At 41.1% G+C, this 24692-nt stretch carries 21 protein-coding genes; 5 read left to right on the top strand and 16 right to left on the bottom strand.

Annotation, left to right across the window (positions count from 1 at the left end; all coding sequences use genetic code 11):
* Window positions 1-16: 16 nt before the first annotated feature.
* The 5 genes from kdsB to QQJ93_RS06430 form a co-directional block, all read right to left on the bottom strand.
* Entirely contained in the window at window positions 17-766 is a 750-nt protein-coding gene (gene kdsB / locus QQJ93_RS06450; protein WP_089122720.1) for a 3-deoxy-manno-octulosonate cytidylyltransferase, read from the bottom strand.
* On the bottom strand, window positions 766-945 hold the full coding sequence (locus QQJ93_RS06445; protein ID WP_089122719.1) for a Trm112 family protein: 180 nt from the start codon (window positions 943-945) through the stop codon (window positions 766-768). Before QQJ93_RS06445 ends, kdsB begins: the two co-directional genes overlap by 1 nt.
* A complete protein-coding gene (gene lpxK, locus QQJ93_RS06440; protein WP_089122718.1) occupies window positions 926-1933 on the bottom strand; it encodes a tetraacyldisaccharide 4'-kinase in 1008 nt (335 codons plus the stop codon). Before lpxK ends, QQJ93_RS06445 begins: the two co-directional genes overlap by 20 nt.
* 48 nt (window positions 1934-1981) lie before the next feature.
* Window positions 1982-3730 (bottom strand): lipid A ABC transporter ATP-binding protein/permease MsbA, encoded by a 1749-nt coding sequence (gene msbA / locus QQJ93_RS06435; protein ID WP_089123572.1) that lies wholly within the window; start codon window positions 3728-3730, stop codon window positions 1982-1984.
* Between the two features lie 67 nt (window positions 3731-3797).
* Window positions 3798-6167, bottom strand: a complete 2370-nt coding sequence (locus tag QQJ93_RS06430; RefSeq protein ID WP_284186050.1) for a DNA internalization-related competence protein ComEC/Rec2 — start codon at window positions 6165-6167, stop codon at window positions 3798-3800.
* 5 nt (window positions 6168-6172) lie between these two features.
* On the opposite strand from QQJ93_RS06430, the gene QQJ93_RS06425 reads away from it, so the two are divergent.
* A complete protein-coding gene (locus QQJ93_RS06425; RefSeq protein ID WP_089122716.1) occupies window positions 6173-6682 on the top strand; it encodes a DUF2062 domain-containing protein in 510 nt (169 codons plus the stop codon).
* Window positions 6683-6987: 305 nt separating this feature from the next.
* On the opposite strand, the gene lolE is transcribed toward QQJ93_RS06425, so the two are convergent.
* The 3 genes from lolE to lolC are packed head-to-tail and all read right to left on the bottom strand — an operon-like array spanning window position 6988 to window position 10238.
* Window positions 6988-8232 carry a lipoprotein-releasing ABC transporter permease subunit LolE gene (lolE, locus tag QQJ93_RS06420; RefSeq protein ID WP_089122715.1) on the bottom strand — a complete coding sequence of 415 codons (1245 nt, stop codon included), beginning with the start codon at window positions 8230-8232 and terminating at the stop codon, window positions 6988-6990.
* 2 nt (window positions 8233-8234) lie between these two features.
* Window positions 8235-8957: a lipoprotein-releasing ABC transporter ATP-binding protein LolD gene (lolD, locus tag QQJ93_RS06415; RefSeq protein WP_089122714.1), complete on the bottom strand. Its 723-nt coding sequence runs from the start codon at window positions 8955-8957 to the stop codon at window positions 8235-8237.
* 57 nt (window positions 8958-9014) lie between these two features.
* Window positions 9015-10238 (bottom strand): lipoprotein-releasing ABC transporter permease subunit LolC, encoded by a 1224-nt coding sequence (gene lolC, locus QQJ93_RS06410; protein ID WP_089122713.1) that lies wholly within the window; start codon window positions 10236-10238, stop codon window positions 9015-9017.
* 229 nt (window positions 10239-10467) lie between these two features.
* Between lolC and mfd the strand changes: the two genes are divergently transcribed.
* From mfd to QQJ93_RS06395, 3 genes are all read left to right on the top strand, one after another.
* A complete protein-coding gene (gene mfd / locus QQJ93_RS06405; RefSeq protein ID WP_089122712.1) occupies window positions 10468-13965 on the top strand; it encodes a transcription-repair coupling factor in 3498 nt (1165 codons plus the stop codon).
* 102 nt (window positions 13966-14067) lie between these two features.
* Complete coding sequence (locus tag QQJ93_RS06400) at window positions 14068-14811, top strand: peptidoglycan binding protein CsiV (RefSeq protein ID WP_089122711.1); 744 nt, start codon at window positions 14068-14070, stop codon at window positions 14809-14811.
* A 77-nt stretch (window positions 14812-14888) separates the two neighbouring features.
* Window positions 14889-15428: a GNAT family N-acetyltransferase gene (locus QQJ93_RS06395; protein WP_089122710.1), complete on the top strand. Its 540-nt coding sequence runs from the start codon at window positions 14889-14891 to the stop codon at window positions 15426-15428.
* A 132-nt stretch (window positions 15429-15560) separates the two neighbouring features.
* On the opposite strand, the gene QQJ93_RS06390 is transcribed toward QQJ93_RS06395, so the two are convergent.
* The 7 genes from QQJ93_RS06390 to hinT form a co-directional block, all read right to left on the bottom strand.
* On the bottom strand, window positions 15561-16850 hold the full coding sequence (locus QQJ93_RS06390; RefSeq protein WP_089122709.1) for an NAD(P)/FAD-dependent oxidoreductase: 1290 nt from the start codon (window positions 16848-16850) through the stop codon (window positions 15561-15563).
* Window positions 16851-17171: 321 nt separating this feature from the next.
* Window positions 17172-17711 (bottom strand): alpha/beta hydrolase YcfP, encoded by a 540-nt coding sequence (ycfP, locus tag QQJ93_RS06385; RefSeq protein WP_089122708.1) that lies wholly within the window; start codon window positions 17709-17711, stop codon window positions 17172-17174.
* A 193-nt stretch (window positions 17712-17904) separates the two neighbouring features.
* Window positions 17905-18789, bottom strand: coding sequence for a phosphotransferase (locus QQJ93_RS06380; RefSeq protein WP_160117471.1), 885 nt, complete (start codon window positions 18787-18789; stop codon window positions 17905-17907).
* 27 nt (window positions 18790-18816) lie between these two features.
* Entirely contained in the window at window positions 18817-19401 is a 585-nt protein-coding gene (lpoB, locus tag QQJ93_RS06375) for a penicillin-binding protein activator LpoB (protein ID WP_089122706.1), read from the bottom strand.
* A 16-nt stretch (window positions 19402-19417) separates the two neighbouring features.
* The gene (locus tag QQJ93_RS06370) at window positions 19418-19807 is read right to left on the bottom strand and encodes a YcfL family putative periplasmic lipoprotein (protein WP_089122705.1); all 390 of its coding nucleotides are present in this window, start codon (window positions 19805-19807) and stop codon (window positions 19418-19420) included.
* On the bottom strand, window positions 19804-21246 hold the full coding sequence (locus QQJ93_RS06365) for a COG3014 family protein (protein WP_431313588.1): 1443 nt from the start codon (window positions 21244-21246) through the stop codon (window positions 19804-19806). Before QQJ93_RS06365 ends, QQJ93_RS06370 begins: the two co-directional genes overlap by 4 nt.
* 69 nt (window positions 21247-21315) lie before the next feature.
* Window positions 21316-21666: a purine nucleoside phosphoramidase gene (hinT, locus tag QQJ93_RS06360; RefSeq protein ID WP_089122703.1), complete on the bottom strand. Its 351-nt coding sequence runs from the start codon at window positions 21664-21666 to the stop codon at window positions 21316-21318.
* Window positions 21667-22221: 555 nt separating this feature from the next.
* Here hinT and QQJ93_RS06355 point away from each other — a divergent pair.
* Entirely contained in the window at window positions 22222-23385 is a 1164-nt protein-coding gene (locus tag QQJ93_RS06355) for a Card1-like endonuclease domain-containing protein (RefSeq protein ID WP_089122702.1), read from the top strand.
* A 324-nt stretch (window positions 23386-23709) separates the two neighbouring features.
* Here the strand turns inward: QQJ93_RS06355 and udp are convergent, their stop codons facing one another.
* A complete protein-coding gene (gene udp / locus QQJ93_RS06350; RefSeq protein ID WP_089122701.1) occupies window positions 23710-24480 on the bottom strand; it encodes a uridine phosphorylase in 771 nt (256 codons plus the stop codon).
* Between the last annotated feature and the right edge of the window lie 212 nt (window positions 24481-24692).

Here is a 24692-nt window from a genome sequence, read left to right as displayed (position 1 = left end):
CTCTTAACGCAATAGATTAAGAGGTTAAGATTCGCCTTACCGTCTCTAAGTCTTCAGGCGTATCCACCCCAGCGGCTGGGGCTTCTTTGGCTAATGCAACATGGATTTTTTCACCATACCAAAGTACGCGTAACTGCTCTAGTGATTCAATTTGCTCTAATGCGCTTGGCTGCCAGTTAATATACGTATTAATGAATCCGGCACGGTAAGCATAAATACCAATGTGGCGCATCAAGGGCTGGCGAATCGTTTTGTCTTCTTTTGCCCAAGCATCACGATCCCATGGAATCGAAGCTCTGCTAAAGTAGAGTGCATAACCTTGCTCATCGGTCACTACTTTTACGGCATTCGGATTAAACACTTCTTGGGGCTCACCAATGCTCACGCCAAGCGTTGCCATAGGAGCTACGCTGTTAGCTAAATTCTCTGCCACTTGCTTGATAATTGAAGGCGGTATTAGCGGTTCATCACCTTGCACATTAACGATAATATGATCGTCGGCAATACCCATCTTTTCGACGACTTCGGCTAAGCGCTCTGTACCTGATTGATGATCCGGTGACGTCATACACACTTCACCGCCAAAGCCTTTTACCACCGCTTCAATGCGAGCATCATCGGTGGCGACAATCACACGTTCTGCACCGGCTTGGATAGCTTGATCATGTACCCATTGCACCATAGGTTTACCGGCAATATCCGCAAGAGGCTTACCTGGCAAGCGTGAGGATTGATAACGCGATGGAATAACAACGGTAAACGACATTAGCGCCCCTCATCCATCGACATTTTACGTGCTTCCACTTCTAGCATCACAGGGATACCTTCTTTGATTGGGTACGCTAAACGGTCGAACTTACAAATCAGTTCTTGTTGGTCGTTATCCAGTACTACTTTACCTTTGCATACAGGACAAGCCACGATTTCAAGTAGACGATGATCCATATTGACTATTAACCTCTGTGATTTTTTTAATAATATTCTGTTTATCTTGCGATGAGATTTGCGCAGAAACCGGTAAGTACCACCAGTTATCTTCAGCAAATTGGTAACATTTGACAGCGTCTTTCTCTGTCATAATAAGATGTTGGCCTTGAGCCGCAAGTTGTTGTAATTCTGCTTGTTCAAACGCTTGGTGATCAGCAAATGCTTGAGTTTTTATGACATCTGCACCCAAGGTTTCTAATGTTTTAAAAAAGCGTGGTGGATGTCCTATACCCGCAAAAGCGACAAGTTGAGAAAGTGTACTTACCGACACTTTTTCGCCTGTTTTTAAATTAATCGCTTCGCTTGGCTCTAATGTCATCGCAATTTCATTATGATGCGCATTACCGCCATTGGTGATCAGAAAATCCACTTCATCTAAACGCTCTAGGCCTTCGCGCAATGGGCCAAATGGGATGTAATGCTGATTACCAAAACGACGCTGACCATCAATCACCACAAATTCAATATCACGTTCTAGAGCATAATGTTGCAAACCATCATCGGTGATGATCACATCCACGTCATGTTTTAATAGCGCTTTAACTGCTTGACTGCGCACAGGGTCAACCGCCACTGGTGCACCAGTTCTGCGTTTTATTAAAGCAGGCTCATCGCCTGATTGTGCGCTCGGAGTATCCAGTTCGACCAATAACGGATAGTGTCCAGCTTTACCACCGTAACCACGAGAAACGACTCCCGGCTTCATGCCAAGAGATTGTAGGGTTTCCACTAACCAAATTACGACAGGGGTTTTGCCATTACCACCAGCGGTAATATTACCCACCACAATAACCGGTACTGGCGCGCGATAACTAGCCTTGTTACCTGAAGCATAGGCTTTACGTCGTTGAACACTAATCCATTTAAACAGTAAGCTCAGCGGCCATAAAACTGGAGCCAATAGCCAACCAAGTGGGTGACGGTGAAACCAAATTTTTTCAACCATCACCTTACCCTACTGAGTTAACGTTTTGAGTATGAATACAAAAATGCATTATTCACCAAATTGAATACGGTGAAGCTGAGCATAAGCACCATCTTTTTCAATTAAAGAGGCATGGTTGCCGCGCTCGACAATTTCACCTTCATCAACAACCAAGATTTCATCGGCATTTTCAATAGTCGATAAACGGTGTGCAATCACGATCACGGTTTTGTTCTTTTGTAGTTCATCTAGTGCGGCTTGGATTGCACGCTCTGATTCAGTATCTAACGCAGACGTTGCCTCATCCAAAATTAATACAGGTGCATCACGTAGCAAGGCACGAGCAATTGCTAAACGCTGACGTTGACCACCAGATAGATTAACGCCATTTTCACCTATCATGGTGTCGAAACCATCATCCATATTTTCAATAAAATCGGTCGCATAGGCTAAATCGGCTGCACGTTTAATTTGCTCGAAGCTATAACGCTCGGTCGCTGCATAGGCAATATTATTGGCAATGGTATCGTTAAACAGGTGCACGTTTTGCGACACGATAGCAAAGTGGGTACGCAGATTCGATAAGGTATATTCACGAATATCATTGTTGTCTAAGTGGATCTCACCAGAATCGATATCGTAAAAACGTGTGAATAAGTTCGCAATGGTACTTTTTCCTGAACCAGAACGCCCTACTAATGCCACGGTTTTACCTGCAGGTACATCAAAGGACACATTGCGTAAAGCTGGTGCATCTTTGGTTGGGTAAGTAAAAGTAACATCTTTCACCGCAAGGTTACCCTTCACTTTTTCAACTTCTTTATCGCCAGTATCAATTTCTGACGGCAATTCAATAATGCCAAATAATGTCTGACAGGCAGCCATACCCTTTTGGAAATCAGACGTTACATTAGTCAGTGATTTTAACGGTTTCATCATGGCGAACATCGCTGAGAAGATCACCGTAAAAGTACCCGGAGTAAGTTGGTCTTTAATCGAATCAATGCTCGCTAAGTACAACACCACCACTAAAGCAGTAGAAGCAATCAGTTGAACGATTGGGTTGGCAGCGGCTTGAGCCGATACCATTTTCATCGATTGTTGACGCATTTTATTGCTCACTGAATCAAAACGTTTTTTCTCAACATTTTGACCTCCGTAACTTAATACGACTTTATGCCCTTTTAGCATTTGTTCTGCTGATGAAGTTACGTTACCCATCATATCTTGCATATTTTTACTGATACGACGAAAACGCTTTGATACCACACGGATCGCAATCGCCACTACAGGGGCAACGGCAATAAGCACGAGAGAAAGCTGCCAGCTGTTATAAAACATCAAGAATAACAAGCCTATGATGCTCGCCCCTTCACGCACAATGCTGACTAATGCTTTACTGGTGGCCGCGGCAACTTGTTCTGAATCATAGGTAATGCGTGATAACAGTGAACCAGCAGATTCTTTATCAAAGTAGCTCACTGGCATCTGCATAAAATGGTTAAACAACTTTCGGCGCATTTCCATCACTACATTGCCCGATACCCAGCTCAAGCAATAAGTAGAAATAAAGCCACTTAAACCACGTACTACCATCATGCCTAGAACAATAAAAGGGAGGACTTTTAAGAAATTTGAATCGGTGCTACCAAAACCTTCATCCAACAGTGGTTTTAATAGTGACACCATATAAGTATCACTGGCGGCATTAATGATTAAAGCAATTGTGGCCACAAATAAACCCGCTTTATAAACGCTGATCATTGGCCATAATTTTTTAAAGGTCTGAAATGTGGTTTCGTCTTTTTCTGACGCCATCTGATTTTCTGACACGATGTCTTTTGGTTGAGTCATATACACTTCATTTTGATTTAGACAATTCTATTCATTCTAACCCTTTACGCACAATCTGCCTATACCATGGCTGATATTGGTTTATCCTCTTTTGTTCAATTAACCAGCCATTGGTATAAATGGAAATCGTTATTTGTCCGCCATACGCCGTATCCATCCATTGAATGGCATTTTGTTGATAGCGCCTTTTTACATCTTGGCTAGGTAATCCCCATTGATTATTCAGCGCCAGTGAAGCAATCGCAACGCTCGGTTTTATAGATTCGACGAAGGAAGGAAACGAAGACGTTGCACTACCATGATGTGGCACGGTCATGACATCCACATCCGATAACTGGCTATCTCTTATTAATATAATTTCGGATATCGCATCTACATCCCCGGTGAGCAATAGATTAAATTGGCCATCAGAAACCTGAACCACGCATGAATGAGGATTATATGCCCGCTTAACTTGCTTGGGAGGCCAAACAACGTCGAAATTAAGTTGCTGCCATTGCCACTTTTGTCCCTTGATACAAGGTTGATAACCTTCTATATATTCACTACTGCGCTTCCATTGGGGAAATAATGTCGATTCAATATCAGCGCGACCACCAGCATGATCTAAATCGGTATGGCTTATCAGCAAACCAGACAACTGGTGTTCACCACTTTTATGCAGTAAAGGCACAATAATCGAATTGGCAATACTGCCGCCTTGCCAGCTTATTCCTGTATCATATAAAACGCTTTGCTGGTCTTTACGAATAAGCACTGCTAAACCTTGCCCTACATCTAATACCTGTACTTGCCATTCGGGTTTAGGTCGAGCTGGAAAGAATTGCCACAATAAGACAACCAACGCGGTAATATATAGCGTTGAATAAAAACGAAACCGCCAAGCAATCAGCGCAAAAGCAAAAAGTACGCTGACAAGGCTCCAATAATTCGATAATGCTAACCATGCACCTTCAACAAGTTGTAATAACCATAATATCGGCTGAAGAGTGAGATCTGCGAGTCTCCATATTTGTGCAAGCCAGCTGTCATTAATTAACCCAGTATCATTAATCAACCAACCTTGATGAAAAATAGCGGTCAGTATCAAGCATAAGAAAATCACCGGAACCACAATGAAACTTACCCAAGGAATCACCACTAAATTCACAACCGGTGAAATCCAACTGATGCCACCAAAAAAGGCTATACTTAAAAATGCTAGGCCAATAAATAACCCCAACTGGATGATCACCACTTGTCGCCAATTGAACTTAGTGCGCTGATGCTGAGATAAATAAAACCAAAGTGATAAGTAGATAATGACGATAGCGCCAAAAGATAACCAGAAGCTCACTTGCAAAATCGACATAGGCTGACTGGCGAGTATTAAGCTCAAGCTATACAACAGAACTTGCCAAACAGACCAATGAATACCGCTTGCCAACATAAATAAGACTAGGCTGCCCATAATCAAAGCACGCTGTGTTGGTAGTGCAAAACCGGCTAAATAGGCATAAAACAAAGCAACCGCAAAACTAATGATTAAGGGAATAAATCGAAATACAGAATATGAAGAATGCGTTATGCCACATATCAATGATTTAATAGCACAACCGACACTCCACCCTATCGCCATTGCTAGTCCGATATGTAGTCCCGAAATGGCTATTAGATGTGACAAACCAGAATCTCGTAACTGATGCCATTGTTGATCGGATATCAAGCCTCTATCACCAAAAGCTAATGCGATAATGAAAGCTTTTGAGTCAAACCCACTTAGGTAGGAAGTCGCTTTATCGTATAACCATAAACGCCAAGAATGACTTGTTTTGATTCGAAAATTCAAACTATCTTCTGGCTCAATAACCGCTTTACCATGCCACTGATTAGAGACATAATATTGTTCGCTATCAAAGCCTGCATCGTTTAATTGACCGATAATTGGTTTAACTTGAATTTGAAACTGCCAATACTCCCCAAGTTGCGGTTGATTCTCTTCTGGTAGAGCAAAAAATGCCTTTACGGTTGGTCGTGCGTATATCGGTAAATCAATATTATTAATACGCTGTATTGATAAGAGCATTTGTTGACCATGTACCGCTGACTGGACAAAGCTGATCACTTTAGCTTGGGTTGTGACTGAGTTACCTTGAGAAAATAAGGTTTCTGTCACATGGCGATAATGATTGCCATGAATAATCATGATAAAGCACCCAAGTAATAAACCTTGTGCTAAATAGCTAAATGTTTTGCAGTAGTTATTTTTCGCAACGAAAGCATCTTTTGTGAAGAAAAGAACAAGAAATAGTACTACAATCGGCATCACCCAATTGAGTGTCGGCATGGATGACCATAATGCACCACTAGCAATACCAAATATCAAACCGACCAGAATATAATTGCGATTAATATGAGCCACCATTTATGCCAAAGAAATTGATTAAACGCTTCATGCCAGACCATGAAAAAATCAAAAACCAAAAAGCTTTAAAGATTTTTGGTAGCGTTTTATATAATCCCAATTTGTGGTGTTTGAATAGACGCTCAGCAGCTGGAGCTTTTGCTGTTGGTTTATTTATTGCTTTTATTCCATTACCAAGCCAAATGATCATGGCTTCTGGTGCTGCTATTTTATGCGGTGTCAACCTACCCCTTTCGGTTGCTTTAGTTTGGATAAGTAATCCAATTACCATGCCATTTTTGTTCTATTTTGCTTATCACGTAGGCGCATGGCTCATGAAGACTCCTGAACAAGCTTTCCATTTTGAGCTAACTTGGAACTTCTTTATCGAACAAATTAACACCATTGGGCCACCGTTATTACTAGGCTGTTTGGTGTGTGGTGTCGTCCTTGCTATCCTCGGCTATTTCGGTATCCAGGGTTTATGGCGCTATTCTGTTGTTCGTAGCTGGCAGAAACGCCGTTTACGATAGCTTATCGAATAGATAATTCAGCTATTATCGCTACTCAAAATCCAGACAAATAAAAAAGTGCTATCAAGTTAGCGTTCTAAATGAACAAACTTGATAGCACTCTTTTTTTTGAGACAGGTTTAGGATGCGAGTTGCGGGTACGCTACGCGTCGAGTTGCAAGGACACTTCGTTCGAGAGCCGAGCAGCCAGAGAACATTGCAGTAAATAAGGTGGCGAGTAACGTGTTTCGTGTTGCGGCAAAGAATCGCGCTCTTACTCGCAACTCGAAGCGTAGCGCTCTCGAAACTCGCACCTCGCGAAGCGTCTATTTAGCACTTAGCACCGTGGCCGGATTCAACTTACTCGCTCTAGATGCTGGGTACCAAGTCGCTAATAAGCTCAACGTGATTGCGGTACCAGACACTAGTAATACATCCGGCCATGATACGAGCGAAGGTAGAAAGTCGATAAAGTAAATATCGCCCGATAAGAATTGATGACCCATGATGGCTTCTAATCCTTTAATCATCGGAGTGAGATTATACGCCACTAGTACACCAACCACGCTACCAATTACACTTCCTAGCACGCCAGACATCACGCCATACCAAACAAAAATACGTTTGATCAACCCATCACTTGCACCCATTGTGCGTAGAATAGCAATATCAGACGCTCGGTCTTTCACCGCCATCATCAAAGTAGACACGATATTAAAACTCGCTACTCCTATCACTAGCACCATCACTAAATACATAATAGTGCGTACCATTTGAATATCATGATGTAAAAAGCCGTACTTCTCTTTCCAACTTTTCAGATAGGCGTAAACAGGAATAGTTGCGCCAACTTCACGAATAATACGGTCAGCTTCAAAGACTGGCTCAACTTTTAAAGATACGCCGCTGACGCCTTTACCCATCTTCATGTAATCCTGGCCATCTTCTAGTGGAATCATCACTAAACCATGATCGATTTGACCACCTAAAGTTAAAAATCCAGCCACATGAACTCGTACTCGTTTCGGCGCACTCAGTTGTATCTGACCATTTGAAGCAGCTGGTGGAATTAATATGGTAATTGAATCGCCGACTTTCACATTAAGTTTGTCAGCAACTCCTTTACCTAATACGATTTGATTTTGGCCTGCTCTAAAGTTTTGCCATGCTTGTTTATCAACAAATTTAGAAAGGCTTGATACCGCACGTTCATAATCTGGGTCGACGGCACGTACCTCTACCGCTTTAAGTTTGCTGCCGCGCTCTAACAATGCGGTAAAACGGACATAAGGCGCAACCGCTTTCACTTGTTTATTTTTATTCGCAATTGAAGCAATTTGTTGCCAATCTTGAATCGGCTCTCTTACGCCTTCAATTTCCGCTTGTGGAATGACTGATAACACGCGATTTTCTAATTCACGCTCAAAACCATTCATCGCCGATAGGCCAATAATAATCACCGCCACGCCCACCGCAATACCAATGGTAGAAGAGAGCGAAATAAATGAAACTAGCTTATTACGTTCTTTGGCGCGGCTAAATTTAGAACCAATAAATAACGATAAAAACATAATTATTCACCCGATTCTTGTACGGTATGCTCAGGTTTTAGGGTATTTTCGTTCCAATCAAGTACACCGTCTTGCATGGTATATTGCTTATCCATTTTTAAAGCCAGTTGATTATCATGTGTTACCACTAGAAACGCCGTACCAAAATCACGATTAAGTTGACGCATCAAATCATAGATCTCTAATGCGGTTTTTTGATCAAGATTACCCGTAGGTTCATCGGCCAACACAAGATCTGGCTCATTCACTAACGCGCGAGCAATTGCCACACGTTGTCTTTCACCACCCGACAGTTCCGATGGGCGGTGATCTAAACGATGACCTAATCCCACTTTTTCTAATACCGATTGCGCTTTTTGTTTTGCTACATCAGCTTTCTGCTTACCAATCAATAATGGCATGGCTACATTTTCTAAGGCAGTAAAATCCGCCAACAAATGATGGAATTGATACACAAAACCAATATGTTGATTACGCAGTTTTGCTTGTTTATTTCCAGATAGACGTAATAAAGATTGACCGAGTACCGTCACGTCACCATCACTAGCATCATCTAGTGCACCCAGAATATGCAGTAAGGTACTTTTACCTGAACCTGAAGAACCAACAATGGCTAAGAAATCACCTTTATTGATAGATAAACTCACCCCTTTCAACACTTCAGTTTCTAGGTTTCCTTCTTGGTAAGTCTTACTTATATTTTGACAGCTTAATAAAGGGTTCATAATGTATTGCCTTGTAACCACAAAACCACGTAAATCATCGCAGTCTTTGAAAAATAGTTATTCATAACGAAGCGCTTCTGCAGGTTTCACCGAAGCCGCTCGATAAGATGGAAATAGCGTTGCCAGTAGACTTAATCCAATCGCAAGGATAATCACTACCACGATCTGAACAGGTTCAATCACCACCGGCAGTTCAGTGCCCGGTGCAAATAAAGACAAGCTCAAAGCACTCATCACATTATTTAAATTAGCGGCTAGTAATGTGCCTAGTAATCCACCGACTAATGCACCAATCACACCACTACTTGCGCCTTGCACCATAAAGATCGCTAATATCTGATGATTCGACATACCTTGAGTCTTCAAGATGGCAACTTCAGATTGTTTCTCCATCACCACCATGATTAGCGCTGAAATAATATTAAACGCCGCCACGGCAATAATTAGACCAAGCATCAAGCCCATCATATTCTTTTCCATCCGTACGGCTTGGAATAGCTCACCTCGCTGCTCCCGCCAGTCAGACCAAAACCATTTTTCAGGTAATAAATTATTATTGCTTGCTTGTTGTGACAAATCAGCCACCACAAATGGGTCATCGAAAAACAATCGCCAACCTGAAATATGTTTACTTGAATAACGGAGTAATCGCCCAGCATCTTCGATATTAGTCACCATCAACATGCCATCAACATCAGAACCAGTATTAAAGATGCCCGCCACGGTGAAATTACGTTGACTAGGAATACGCCCTAGCGGAGTAAACTGGCTCGCGTTAGTCACCATTAATCGTACTTTAGAGCCGACATTAACATTTAATGTTCGGGCTAAAGTGTGACCTAAAAAAACATGGTAACTTCCAGGTGTCAATTGTGACACTTTCCCCATCATCATACGTTTGGCGATAGGATCTTGCTCTCTTGGTTCAATGCCGACCATTAAACCTGCACTTAACTTAGTGGGACTTTGAATAATCGCTTCACTGCGCACAATGGGAGAAATATCTTCAACATGGGGAATTGTATTTAAAAAAGCAGGTGGTGTATCTGATATTAGGGTTTTATCGTCAGCTTGAGAGATGACCGCTTGAGGAAGCACGCCGAGAATTTTTTGCTTTAATTGCCCTTCAAAGCCATTCATCACAGATAATACAGTCACGAGAGATAGTACGCCGATAGAAATACCAGCAGTCGACATATACGAGACAAATCGGCTGAATTTATCGCCTGATCGACCTTTCAAATACCGCAAACCAATATAGGCCGCAACTGGGTGAAACATTCCAATAATCCCTGAATAAAATAATGAAACCGGAGCATATACCCAAGTAACTTCGCGGTGCAAGTTTCAGCAAAAATAAAACATACTTCTGACGAATGAGGGTGATAAATTGATAAAAAAACAACAATTGTGCACATTCCCTTGATTAGTTTGCCTACATGACGATAATCAAACCACTCAAAGTGCTACAACTAGCGCAACATTCAATTTATAAAAGCCTAATCGAATTATGTCTGAATTATCATCCACGTCAGCGTCTTCTCTTTTGCAACTGCCACTGCCAACTAAAGCCGGTGACAAAAAGCACATAGGCCAATTAGTCGGTGGCTCATTAGCACTATCTATTGCAGAGTTTACCGAACAACATTCAGGGGTAACCTTACTTGCTGTACCTGATCCGCAAATCGCGATAAAGCTACAGCATGAAGTCAGCCAATTCACTGGTCATTCAGTGTCTTTATTCCCTGATTGGGAAACGTTGCCGTATGATAACTTTTCTCCGCATCAAGATATTATCTCAGACCGTATCGCACAGCTATATCAGTTACCAACACAGCAAAACGGCTTAATCATCATTCCAATCAGTACGCTATTGCAGCGTCAATCACCAAAAGACTACTTACTCAAAACCACATTGATGGTCAAAAGTGGTGACCTTTATTCACTTGATAAACTGCGTATGCAACTGGAAAGTTCTGGTTACCGTCATGTCGATCAAGTGTTTGGACCGGGTGAATATGCCAGCCGTGGTTCGATTATCGACCTTTTCCCAATGGGCTGTGATAATCCATATCGTATTGACTTTTTTGATGATGAAATTGATAGCATTCGTACGTTTGATGCTGAAACTCAACGCACTATCGAAGATATAAAAGAAATCCGCCTACTACCTGCTCATGAATTCCCAACTACCGAAGCAGCGATAGAAGATTTCCGCATTCGCTGGCGTCAACGTTTTGAAGCACGGCGTGAGCCAGAATCCGTTTACATGCAAGTTTCCAAAGGCACTTGGCCTGCTGGTATTGAATACTGGCAACCATTGTTTTTTGAGCATACCGATACCCTATTCGACTACCTACCAGAGAGCACCTTGCTACTGACGCTTGGTGAACTAGAAAAAAGTATTGATATCTTCTTAACCGATGCTGAACATCGCTTTGAACAACGCAAAGTCGACCCACTACGCCCATTACTTGAGCCACACGAATTATGGCTAAAGAAAGATGAGCTATTTAGCTACTTCAAAGGCATGCCTCAAGCGACCTTATCGATTGAAGCGGTAGAAGATAAAGCCGGACGTAAAAACGCCTCTGTTAGCCTTCTGCCTAATTTACATGCCCAGCATCAACTGAAAGAACCTCTTGCCGCACTGCGTCAATACCTTGAGCAATATTTGGCGGACCACCCACAAGGTAAGGTTATCTTTTCGGTAGAATCTGAAGGTCGCCGTGAAGCCTTAAATGAGCTATTAAACCCAATAAAAGTAAAACCGAAAGAATGCGACAGTCTCGCCCAAGCTTTAGCTTCTAAGCACAAGTACTCTCTAGTACTCGGCTCAACCGAACACGGTTTTGTTCATCACTCCCCTGACTTTGCCTTTATCTGTGAAAGTGATGTGCTTGGTGACAGAGTGATCCAACGTCGCAAAAAAGATCGAAAAGCGGTCAATAGCGATACCGTAATTCGCCATCTTGCGGAATTAAAACCCGGCCAACCTGTGGTGCATTTAGATCATGGTATTGGTCGCTATATCGGTTTACAAACCTTAGAAGCTGGTGGGTTGACCACAGAATACGTCACCCTTGAATACTTAAATAATGCAAAATTGTATGTGCCAGTTTCATCACTGAACTTAATCAGCCGTTACTCAGGTGGTGCAGAAGAAACCGCACCATTACATAAACTGGGTAGTGATGCGTGGAATAAAGCTCGTCAACGTGCGGCAGAAAAAGTCCGTGATGTGGCCGCTGAGCTCCTAGATGTTTACGCCAAACGTGAAATCAAAAAAGGCTTTAAGTTCATTCACGATAAAGAACAATACGCGCACTTTAAAGCGACTTTCCCGTTTGAAGAAACTGATGACCAGTCTATGGCTATTAACGCAGTTCTCTCCGATATGTGCCAAGCAAAGGCAATGGATAGATTAGTCTGTGGTGATGTTGGCTTTGGTAAAACTGAAGTGGCTATGCGCGCGACATTCCTTGCGGTCGATAACAGCAAGCAAGTTGCGGTACTAGTACCAACAACCCTCCTCGCTCAACAACATTTTGAAAACTTCCGTGATCGTTTCGCCAATCTACCGGTACGAGTTGAGGTGCTATCACGCTTTAAATCGGCTAAAGAGCAAAAACAAATTCTAAATGATATCACCGAAGGTAAAGTCGATATTATTATCGGTACCCATAAGCTGCTGCAAGATGATATTAAATTCCGCGATCTCGGTTTATTGATCGTCGATGAAGAACACCGCTTTGGGGTACGTCAAAAAGAAAAAGTCAAAGCGATGCGCGCCGATGTGGATATTCTTACTCTCACCGCGACACCGATCCCCCGAACTTTAAACATGGCAATGAGTGGTATGCGTGATCTATCGATTATTGCCACACCACCAGCGCGACGTTTGGCTATCAAAACCTTTGTCCGTCAAAGTGAAGACAGTGTGATTCGCGAAGCGGTACTACGTGAAATCATGCGCGGTGGCCAAGTCTATTTCTTACATAATAATGTTGAAACCATTGAAAAAGTTGCCGAAGGTTTAACCAAGTTGATTCCAGAAGCTCGCGTGATCACCGCCCACGGACAAATGCGCGAACGTGAGCTTGAAGGCATTATGAATGACTTCTACCACCAACGTTTTAACTTGCTTGTTTGTACCACCATTATCGAAACCGGTATCGATGTACCAACCGCCAATACCATTATTATGGATCGTGCTGATAAACTCGGTTTAGCACAGCTTCACCAATTGCGTGGTCGTGTTGGTCGCTCACATCACCAAGCCTATGCTTATTTATTAACACCACATCCAAAAGCGTTAAGTAAAGATGCGGTAAAACGTTTGGATGCGATTGCCTCACTCGAAGACCTAGGTGCAGGCTTTACACTGGCAACTCACGATCTAGAAATTCGTGGGGCTGGTGAATTATTAGGTGATGATCAAAGTGGACAAATTCAGTCTGTCGGTTTCTCGCTATATATGGAGATGCTAGAACAAGCAGTCAATGCGTTAAAAGAAGGCAAAGAATTGTCATTAGACGAACTTTTACGTGAACAAACTGAAGTAGAATTACGCTTACCAGCATTACTGCCAGATGACTACATTCCAGACATCAATACTCGTTTATCCATGTATAAGCGTATTGCCAGTGTGAATAGTGAGTCGGAATTAGCAGAAATGAAAGTGGAGCTGATTGATCGCTTTGGCAGCTTACCCGATGCTGCGAAAAACTTATTAGTGATCAGTGAAATGAAACTTCAAGCTGCTAGAATACAAGCGAAAAAAATTGAAGCACATGACAAAGGCGGTTTTATTGAGTTTTCACCAAATGCAGACATAAACCCTGCATTCTTGGTACAATTACTACAATCATCACCGAAAAAATTTGCAATGGAAGGGCCCACTAAGTTCAAGTTTACTGTACCATTAACAGATAGACGGGAACGAGTCAGATTCATTAACGATTTACTGATCGACTTTCAGAAAAATCGTTTACCAAAAGTTGGCTAAGCGCTAGACAATTTAGCAATAACCACACAATTTATTATATTAGCTAAGGTACTATCTACATTAGAAGTCTAAAGCAGAAGTACCTTTGATTACGGAGTAACAATGAAAAAACTGATTATATTCCTATTGGTTTTTGTTTCATTACCAACATTTGCACGATCTTTTTCTATCGAAATGATCATTTTTAAGCGTAATGTGGAGCCATCACAAATTAATGAATCTTGGCCACAAGACCTTGAGCCGATTAGTTTTGAACGCGCATTTTCATACCGTGATAGCAACCTAATGTCGCAGCATAGAGCGGGTCTACTTCCAAGTGGTTATTACAATCTAAACAGACAATATCAAGCATTAGAACGTCACGCTGGGTTTAAACCATTAGTTCACGTGGCTTGGTCTCAAAATGATCGTGGTGAAAGTACATCCCCCATCTTCCACATTCAAGCGGGAGAAGATTTTTCGGATAAATTTGCCCCTGATGGACGCTCTCTTAAAGAAATCGCGAAAGACGGCACACCGACTTCCATTGAAAAAGAGCCTCTATATGAGCTAGATGGTACAGTTCAGGTTTATGTACAACACTACCTATACTTGAAAACCAATCTAGACTTACGCATCCCTGGACAAAATGAAGTCGTATTACAAGACTCCGTTATTGACCCATCAAATGAAGATAACGATGAAGATGTTCAAGTGGGTAACCTAGAACCCGTTAAACCAAAAGTTGAAGTTCAAGACTTTTTGAATAGCTACCGTATGCAGCAAAAACGAAAAATTAGAAGTGGTGAAGTACACTACTTAGATAATCCATTCTTAGGTGTGATTATCAATATCCGTAAGCTGTAATAGTGTTCTAAAATAGAATAATTCTGAATCAAGAGGCCATCATGGCCTCTTTTTAATTGCATCAATACAGGTGAACGATGACCCCAGATCATACTTTACTGACCGATAGGCTAAAATTGCGCATGATTCATGCTGATGAAAGTGAACGCTTTGCGGATGCAATTCAATCATCCCCTTCTCTCTACCCATGGCTTGATTGGTGTCATTCAGCATTTACCGTTGAAGAAGCGATGGACTTTCTCATGCACACTCGCTTAAATTGGCTCAAAAATAATGCCTACGGATTTGGTATCTACCATCAACAAACCAATGATTTTATTGGGATGGTGGCATTAACCGACTTATCACCTAGTTTCAATATGGGGACGATTGGTTACTGGGTATGTGACCAACACCAATCCAATGGCTACGCCAAAGAAGCCCTACAAGCCCTTATTAACTTTTGCTTCACACAATTACATCTCACTCGTCTTGAATGCATCTGTGCCCCTAACAATGCGCTTAGTCATCATATTGCACTCAGTTGCGGAGCAGAAAAGGAAGGACTGGCTCGTAATCGCTATTTATTCGATGGCAAACCTAAAGATGGGATCGTATTTTCATTTATACCCAAGTAATACCAATTCCAATAAATAACTGATCTTCTTAGCTTGTTAAAAAACTCATTGAAATATTTAATAAATACAAAAAAGCCCATCACAACGATGGGCTTTCATTTTTTAGATTCAATTATTAAGTAACGATGACTCTTAGTGTAACTTTAAGTTTGGACGCAATACTCGGTTAATTCGCCCTACCAGCATCATTAAACCGGTTTTAAAGCAGCCGTGTAAGGCAACTAGGTGCATACGATAAAGTGAAATGTACACTACTCGTGCAATACGCCCTTCAATCATCATAGAACCTTTGGTTAAGTTACCCATTAAGCTACCTACGGTAGAAAAGCGACTTAGTGACACTAGTGAACCATGATCTTTATAAGTATATGGTTTTAATGCGTGTTCATTGATTTGCGCCACAATATTACGATAAGCCAGACTTGCCATTTGGTGTGCTGCTTGGGCACGAGGCGGAACAAAAGAACCATCTTTTTGCTGGCAAGAGGCTAAATCACCAATCACATAAATCTCATCATCACGTGTTGATTGTAGCGTATCTTTCACAACTAATTGGTTAATGCGATTTGTTTCTAAACCTGCAATATCTTTCATGAAATCAGGGGCTTTTATACCCGCCGCCCACACCATGAGTTGCGCGGGGATACGCTCACCGTCTTTGGTTATTAAACCTTGCTCGTCCGCTTGTGTCACCATAGTAGCTGTACGAACATTTACGCCTAACTTAGTTAATTCATTGTGTGCTGCTGATGAAATTCTTGGCGGCAACGCAGGTAAAATACGCTCTCCTGCTTCAACTAGGCTCACATTCAGTTTGCTTGAATCTAAATCTTCAAAACCGTATGTGTGCAGTTCTTTAATTGCATTGTGTAACTCAGCTGAAAGCTCAACGCCTGTTGCGCCACCACCCACAATCGCAATATCCACTTTACCTTCACCGTGTTTTGCATGAAGCTTTAAAAACAAGTTATTCATTTCTTTACGGAAACGGTGCGCTTGCTCTGGGCTATCTAAAAAGATGCAGTTTTCTTTCACGCCAGGGGTATTAAAGTCATTTGATTTAGAGCCAATCGCCAATACGAGAATATCGTATTCAATTTCACGACTTGGAATCAGCAGTTCATTGCTTTCATCTTTAATTTCACTTAATGAGATAACCTTACGCTCACGGTCAATTCCATCTAAGCTGCCCATTTGAAAATCAAAATGATGATTTTTGGCATGAGCACGATAACTTAATGCATCAACACCTTCATCTAACGAACCGGTTGCCACCTCATGTAACAATGGTTTCCATAAGTGACTTGCGTTACGATCGACTAACGTAACACTCGCACGTCTTTTACGGCCTAATGTTCGGCCCAATTTTGTGGCAAGCTCTAAGCCACCAGCACCACCGCCTACTACAACGATTCGCGTCATCTGACACTCCTAAATATATAAAGATAAAATTGATTCAGCTCGGCTCATACCCAGCTGATAGATTCTTCATGCTTTTCGATACGATGAGGTTAGCTTGTGTGCGAAACCTAAAAGGGTCATCTTTGAGAGATGAAAAAAGTTGTATGTATCGGTGAGATCAAATTGTGAAGTAAAGGTCATTTTTCATTCTATTTATTGGGAAAATTTGATCTAGCTCATTATATCCAGACCTAAAGTAGGATCAATAGAAAGTAACAATTAATAAAAAAGAGCCAATGATTGGCTCTTCTTTATAGTTACAAATTGTGAATTGCTAATGAATTATGCCAATTTGAAAGCTTTTATTGTTTGCAGATGTTGAGAGATTTTCTTAAATTTATGCGCTTCAGATTCATCCCATACCACCTTGTAATATGGTGACAATGCTTCATAACTATCTTGATTATCTCTGATCTCATCATTGCTAGATAAAAACACAAGGCAATTCTCTTTATTCTGATCTCGATAATCTTTAATGCATTTAGTCGCAATATCAGCATACTCTTCGGGACGATCAATACGACCTTGCATGTTGTCTTCTGGATGCAGATTAGGATTGAAAATAGCTTGTTTAATCCCACATAAGAAACCAATACGTTCTGACCAATAACCACCGAGGCCAACACCACAAATAAGCGGTGACGGATCATCGCTTTGTTCAACAACTTTAGTCACTTCTTTTAGAAGGTGTTGCATATCATGCTTAGGGTGAAGTGTACTGTAATTAATAAAACGAACATCTTCATCGATGAATTGAAGTTGTAATACTTTTTCGTGATTCCCTGGGCTTGTGCTATCAAAGCCGTGTAAATAAATGATCATTGAACCATCCTCAGTTCTCGTTCGATAGTGTATACCCAAGTGGCTTCAAAGTGCAGAATTCAGAGCTATCATCTTGAAGCCACCTGGGTATAATCTACCATGAATACTATGGTTTTAAAGTCTTGTTTCTACGATTATTAATGACGATATTAAGAAAAGTGACCTATGTTCGCTCTTCCGACTAGAATCATCACTATTCAGGCAAGTCTAATTGCCGGGTTAACACTTCAATCGCCTGCTTATCTGATGTGCGTTGATGCAAAGAAAAGTTAACTTGATGCCACAACAACGCCATAAAGCGTAAGTATGGTAGCCACTCTTCTACAATAGCAATGAACTGTGCCTTATCGATATCTAAGCCTCTAAGCTCTAGATAACACTCAACACTTTCTTTAACATTAAGTTGCTCGGCTAATATCGTCGTCGCTAAATCCACAACAGGACTAGAAATCGCTGCATATTCCCAGTCAATCACTACCAAGTCTAAATTTGCTTTTTGAATAATATTATAGCTACCTAAATCAAAGTGGCAGAGACAAGGTGCTAAAATCGATTCTGTTCGATTTCTTAATTCATCATATTGCTGATAAAAAGCTTCAAACCATTGCTGATAGCGAGTTGTTTGCTGCTGACTAGGTAATGATTGCCAATAGTTTTGAATACAGGATTGATAATCAAAAATAGGTAAAGAATGAGTTTGAGGAAGAGGATATTGATGCAGAGAAACTAGACACTTCACCACTAAAGTAGACAGCTGTTCACTATGCTGTCCCATTAAAGTCAAGCCATCCACCCACTCAACCAATAGGCCTTGTGGTAATAATGCTTGAACGCTCGGTGATAAAGCAAAACCTTCGAGTATATTGAGGACTTCGAATTCATTAGAGCGGTTAATAGAAAAGGACTGGGTAGAAACAGAATGTGGCCGCCACACATAGTGACGACCACATGAGGTAGTGATTTTCCAACATTGATTGGTTAATCCACCTTGTAATGGCTGAATATCAGAAATACTCTCAGGCCACTGAGCTTGAAGAGCGATTAAGCTTGGATCTTGCTTAATGTATTGTTCTTTCAAACTCGTGACCTTATCCAGTAAAAGGTATTACATGCCAAATAGGCTTTTTGACTCTTGCTTACGGATCTCAGTTTCATCTGCCCATTCGATTAGACCCGTTTTTAAATCCATTAAACGCATCGTCATTTTGTAATAAACATCTTTATCATTACCCGCTTCTTTTACGATGCTAGATAGGTTGCCGTATAACATGTACTGAGCACCCATCATTTGACCAAACTTAATGGCGCTAGTTTGATCAACTAATTCATCGTTATTTTGGAAGTTAAGCTGCTTACGCACGTCCTCTACTTTAGTCATATCAACAAAACGGAACTTACCAGAGTTCAACATTTTGGTGCTCACTGAGTCAGTGATTGATTCAGTATCGATATGTTCGCTGGTTTTGTTACGAATGCTATCAACGTAAGCAATCGGACGACCTTCAATTGCCGCTACTGAGCCAGAAGAAAGCATGCTATCTACCATCTCATTCGCAATTTTTTGTAAATCTGTCGAACCGAAATCTACGGTTGTTGTTTCAGCAGCATTAGCGTCACCATACTGAACCTTATTTGAACAACCACCTAGAATGACTGCTAAACCTATTAATGCAATTGCCGTTTTCTTCATGTGTTACTTCCTTTGATTAATCTTGTGGGCGAATTTGAATACGAAAATCGGTCGCATTCGGATTCACAGACACTTCATTTAAAGTCATTGATTCATAACCGCGCAGGATAAATTGACGCCAAGCACCTTGCTTCGCATTCACTTCCAAACCTTGATCATCATACCAATAAAAGCGGTATTGGAGATTTTGCGTATCTTGAGAGTTATTGGTAATTTTCACCAAACCGCGAGTATTACCATTGTTTTCCTGAGTATCGATATTATCAATTGTCAGGTCATCATCTAACGCAGAATCGCTGTATAAAACTTGTTGGCTGGCACTATCGATACGCAATCCTGCAGTATTACTACTTGAACATCCTGCTAATGCCACTAGACCTAAGCCTGCTACTAACCATTTCTTCATCGAATTGCTCCTAATTGTTTGTGCCATATTGTCACTGCATTCCCTTGACGTGAAAGCCAGACAAAAGTGCGTTGATTCGGTTTTATATCAATTGCATATTGTTTACTACCCGCAGAGATAGTGTGTTGCCCTGCTGTCAAATATGCACTACTACTAAACACCTGAGCAGGTAATGTTTGCCAACTACGAGTATCAGGTTGTTCTGTCACAATATTCCATATATTCACTAAAGCATTGGATATACCTGAATCATCTGCTTTTGCTGCTTGGTGTCTTAACTGATCTTTAGTATATAACCTTAAACCTTGTTTAAGAACCATGGCAGGAATTCGCTCACTCAAATCATTCTGGGCCATCAAGTTTGTATCCGCTAAAAGACTCGTCTTTAATGGTTCAGTATCTAAAGTGGCTGGTGAGAAATTTTGTACTTTGATATTTTTATAAACTGGCAACGCCACACTATAAAACTTGGTTTTACCTGAACTATCCCATATCGGTAATGATAAACGCCAATTACCACGCTGAGCCACAACACCACGCTCATCAATAACAATCACTTGCCCATAACCTTGTGGCATTGATTTAGGTTCACCATATTGTTTGAGCAAAGAATCAAGGTCTTGTCGCATGCCTAATCGCTTAGCCATTCGAATGGTTGCATCAATGATTTCTCGGTTATTTGGGTTGACCGCTAACGCACGTTTATAGTCAATATAGGCATCATTTAGCTGATTGTCGGCTTCATAAAGTACGGCTGACAAATACAACAAATAACCATTTTGTACCGCTTGTAACGTCTTACCCGCATCTGGGTATTGTGAAAGGATACTGCCTAAGTTTGGTTGCACCCCATTATTTTTCATTTTTTGCTGAGCATCTTTTAGCTCATCTTCACGACGTTTTTTTGCTTTTTCCTGAACCTGATTCGCTCGGCGCATTTCAACCAAAGCGCTTTGCAGATCGTTTTTCTGTAGGTAGTTTAAACCTAGATATAAATGTAAATAACCCAATTCATAATCAGCAGGATCATAAGTCGTTAAATTGTCATTTGTTGCCAGAGAGCCAGCTTGATTCGCACCTTCTGAAAGTGAAATCGTAGCCCGATCATTTAACACTCTTACCGCTTTGTCACTTAATTGAAAGGCCGTGAAACTATTCGGGTAGTTTTCGGCAAGGAATGACACTCTGCCCTTTTCCATATTACTTAAAACTGGCCCGCCAACCTCAGACTCCACAAGTTCTGATTCCGCACTTTTATAATCACCATCCACCACATCTTTGTAGACATCTTCATTCTGTGCCGAGTAATGGCTAAATAGATTCCCCGCCGAAAGATTGGCACAAGCACTCAATGTCACACTAAAAAATACCGCTAAACTGGCTTTAATCACTTTACGCCAAGGCATTACATCCATGTTTTTTAAGATTAGAATTTGCATTGATTTAATCACGTTTACGGTTATTCAGTTCGCTTTCACGCCTAAGAACTGGATTCATTATTTCGGGGGTTAACTCACTAACATCGGACCTAATGGCTCACCACCGACTAAGTGCATGTGGATGTGATACACCTCTTGCCCACCATGAGCATTACAATTCACAATTAAGCGGTAACCATTTTCAGCAATACCTTCTTGTTTGGCTAGTTTCTTAGCAACAGTAAATAAACGGCCCATCACCAGTTCATCTTCTTCTTCAACATCATTAGTTGTTGGAATTAACTTATTAGGAATAATTAAAATATGGCTTGGCGCTCTTGGGCTAATATCACGAAAAGCAGTGACTAAATCATCTTGATACAACATATCGGAAGGGATTTCTTTATTAATGATCTTAGTAAATATTGTTTCTTCAGCCATTTTAATCTCCTATTGCCATCGTGCTTAATGAGTTAATTTGAGTATCCTCAAGATGCCAAATACAACGCTATCACCTTGAAGTGCCTCGAATGTCTAAGTATGCGCTAACCCTAGTGATATAACAATATTTTCTCTACTTACTGAGAGATTTAGGCAACTGATATTTCAAGTGAAAAACCTTACTGTTGGGAACTTCCTACCCTTTTTATAGTCTAGTTAATCAGTGGCGATAGAAGATTTATACTCAAGTAGACATCAGCTGGGTGTGACAATAAATAAGGTTAATACTTGTTATTGTTAAAATTCAGCTACATATTATATCTAAGTAACCTCAAGATGAAGCTCCCCAAGAGCAAGTTAAAACTCGCACCTTGAGGTCACAGATATAAAAGTCGCCTCTAGAACACGACATCTTTTCGTTACTCCATTTTCAATGTGATTCTATAGGCCCACAACAGTTCGACTACTTACCTATCTTATGTCTAGTACAGTAAAGGTTAGTTGTTGATTTCACTAGTAACAACAATTAGCGACATACGCTACAAAGGAATAACCATGGCGGTTCATATTGGAATCATAGATCAAGACCCTGTTCGTTTAATTACCCCTCTTTTAGATAACCGTTCTGAATGTACTCACATGGTATTCATCGGTGATGATGCTCAACGAGAAATGTATCAAAGGCTGAATCAAGTACTTGAGTTTCGTGGTATTGGCTCTGAGTTTTTCGAAATCCCCGGTACTATTTATACGTCAGCGATCAAACAAAAAATTAAACAGTTAGCCGAGCAGTTAAAAAGTCGAAATGAGCAAGTTTACTTAAATGCCAGTTGCGGATTACGACATCGACTCTTATCTGTTTATGAAGTAATTCGCAGCTATAATTGGCCCATTTTCGTAGTCGAACCTTTCAGTGATAGTCAATGCTGGCTTTACCCAGATGATAAGCCCGAACAGCAAGTTCAAGATCATATTCGTATCAGTGACTACCTCACTATTTTTGGTGCTCGTAGTGAGTTTCCAACACATGAGATCCCTGCCCCTTTAGATGCAAAACTGCATGAATTAGGCAAACGCTGGGCAAGTAACGCATTAGAATTGGGCCCAGGCCTTGCCACATTAAACTACTTAGCCACCACATGCCGTAAAGAACAAAAACTTGATGTTGCGCTTACCGAGAAACAACAAGGCTATAAAGAACTTGATTGGCTCATTTCTGATTTAGTCGATATTCAACTTGCCACTTATCAAAATGGGATTCTTGAGTTTTTCAACGAAGATGCAAGACGCTTCTCCAATGGTGAGTGGTTAGAAAACCTTGTACACAACACAGTACGAGAAATACAAGATGAACTGCCTACCATTCAAGACCATTCATTAAACGTGCAAGTTTATCGTGAGAGTGCGGGTAGAGAAGTTCGTAATGAATTGGATGTTGCCACTGTGGTCAATAACAAACTGCATATCATCGAATGTAAAACCAAGGGCATGCGTGATGATGGTGATGACACGCTGTATAAACTGGAGTCATTACGTGACTTGCTTGGTGGGCTGCAAGCACGCGCGATGTTGGTAAGTTTCCGACCATTACGTCATAACGATATTTCTCGTGCCCAAGACTTAGGTTTAGCGTTAATTGGCCCAGAAGAATTAAAAGATTTAAAAACCCACTTAACTACTTGGTTTAATGAAGCCGGTGGACAAATAGAAAAGTTATAATACGGCCTATATTCAAGTAACTTTTATATAATAATGCCGATTCCAATAAATAATTGATCGAGTTAGTTGAACTGTCATCTTGGAGAGTGATGAAGGAGCGAATTCAAGATCTCCAAACTCGATTTGAGTCTCAATGCCGTCTTAAATATCAACACGCTGTGGGAGATTCCTGATGTCGCCTAGGCTCCTCGGAATGACGGGGAATTTTAAATTATTATGGTATCCAAATTGTATAAAAAGCCCAGATAGACTCATTTTACACTTGTCTATCTGGGCTAGTTTTTATACCCAAGTAACTTGGGTATAGGTTCAAATCAAAACGATTTACAGCATTTTTCTCGCCGCTTCTACGACCACTTTAATAGAGTTAATTTCTGCTTGTTTTAGCTTCTCATGATCTGGAATTTCATCTTGGCTACGGTTTACAATCACACCCGCAACACAACCCGCTTTCAAACCTGAGCTTGCGCACATGGTTAACAACGTGGCTGATTCCATCTCAAAGTTTAATACCCCCATTTCCTGCCACTCTTTCATTGAGCCTTGGAATCGAGAAACAACACGACCAGTGAATGTATCGTAACGCTCTTGACCTGGGTAGAAAGTGTCACTTGATGCAGTAACGCCGGTATGAACCGTACAACCTGAATCAATCGCGGCTTGTTTCATTGCGGTTGCTACATCAAAATCAGCAACTGCTGGAAATTCCATCGGAGCGAAATGCAAGCTAGCACCATCAAGGCGAACCGAGCCAGTAGTCACAATCATATCACCGACATGAAGGTGCGGTTGGATTGCGCCAGTAGTACCGACACGCAAGAAAGTACGAACCCCTAATTGAGCTAATTCTTCCACCGCAATCGAGGTTGAAGGGCCACCAATACCAGTAGAACACACCACCACTGACTTACCATCTAGTTTGGCGCGGAACACGGTATATTCACGGTGGCTGGCTAAAAACTCTGGCTCATCCATTAAATTAGCAATTTTTTCAACGCGAGCTGGATCGCCAGGAATAATCGCTAATGTTGCGCCATTAAGGTCTTGCTTATTTACACCTAAGTGAAAAACATTTTGAGTATCTGTTGGTGCCACAATGTGCTCCTTACTTTTACTAGAAAGTTTTATTAATAACTAAAAAATCATTGCCGCTACTCTAATCGAGAATACCCAACAAATAAGTGATATCAATCACATCAGCAATGAAACATAATTAAAATTAATCATGAAAAAACGATTTGCATCACACGATATCCAGATCTTGATATTAAAAAAGGTCGCACTTTACATGCGACCTCGCTGAAAAT

The sequence above is a fragment of the Vibrio algivorus genome (assembly GCF_030161215.1).
Lineage (GTDB): Bacteria > Pseudomonadota > Gammaproteobacteria > Enterobacterales > Vibrionaceae > Vibrio > Vibrio algivorus.
The sequence above is the reverse complement of the archived record's forward strand: the minus strand, read 5'-3'. Positions and strand labels throughout refer to the sequence as shown.

Bases quoted from the DNA above. Each gene is read 5' to 3' on its own strand.
- ycfP (WP_089122708.1), bottom strand. From the start codon at position 17,711: ATGATCATTTATTTACACGGCTTTGATAGCACAAGCCCAGGGAATCAC.
- QQJ93_RS06365 (WP_431313588.1), bottom strand. From the start codon at position 21,246: ATGCAAATTCTAATCTTAAAAAACATGGATGTAATGCCTTGGCGTAAA.
- lpoB (WP_089122706.1), bottom strand. From the start codon at position 19,401: ATGAAGAAAACGGCAATTGCATTAATAGGTTTAGCAGTCATTCTAGGT.
- QQJ93_RS06390 (WP_089122709.1), bottom strand. From the start codon at position 16,850: ATGACGCGAATCGTTGTAGTAGGCGGTGGTGCTGGTGGCTTAGAGCTT.
- QQJ93_RS06425 (WP_089122716.1), top strand. From the start codon at position 6,173: ATGCCAAAGAAATTGATTAAACGCTTCATGCCAGACCATGAAAAAATC.
- lolD (WP_089122714.1), bottom strand. From the start codon at position 8,957: ATGAACCCTTTATTAAGCTGTCAAAATATAAGTAAGACTTACCAAGAA.
- QQJ93_RS06400 (WP_089122711.1), top strand. From the start codon at position 14,068: ATGAAAAAACTGATTATATTCCTATTGGTTTTTGTTTCATTACCAACA.
- msbA (WP_089123572.1), bottom strand. From the start codon at position 3,730: ATGGCGTCAGAAAAAGACGAAACCACATTTCAGACCTTTAAAAAATTA.
- lolC (WP_089122713.1), bottom strand. From the start codon at position 10,238: ATGTTTCACCCAGTTGCGGCCTATATTGGTTTGCGGTATTTGAAAGGT.
- mfd (WP_089122712.1), top strand. From the start codon at position 10,468: ATGTCTGAATTATCATCCACGTCAGCGTCTTCTCTTTTGCAACTGCCA.
- QQJ93_RS06395 (WP_089122710.1), top strand. From the start codon at position 14,889: ATGACCCCAGATCATACTTTACTGACCGATAGGCTAAAATTGCGCATG.
- lolE (WP_089122715.1), bottom strand. From the start codon at position 8,232: ATGTTTTTATCGTTATTTATTGGTTCTAAATTTAGCCGCGCCAAAGAA.
- hinT (WP_089122703.1), bottom strand. From the start codon at position 21,666: ATGGCTGAAGAAACAATATTTACTAAGATCATTAATAAAGAAATCCCT.
- lpxK (WP_089122718.1), bottom strand. From the start codon at position 1,933: ATGGTTGAAAAAATTTGGTTTCACCGTCACCCACTTGGTTGGCTATTG.
- QQJ93_RS06445 (WP_089122719.1), bottom strand. From the start codon at position 945: ATGGATCATCGTCTACTTGAAATCGTGGCTTGTCCTGTATGCAAAGGT.
- QQJ93_RS06355 (WP_089122702.1), top strand. From the start codon at position 22,222: ATGGCGGTTCATATTGGAATCATAGATCAAGACCCTGTTCGTTTAATT.
- QQJ93_RS06370 (WP_089122705.1), bottom strand. From the start codon at position 19,807: ATGAAGAAATGGTTAGTAGCAGGCTTAGGTCTAGTGGCATTAGCAGGA.
- kdsB (WP_089122720.1), bottom strand. From the start codon at position 766: ATGTCGTTTACCGTTGTTATTCCATCGCGTTATCAATCCTCACGCTTG.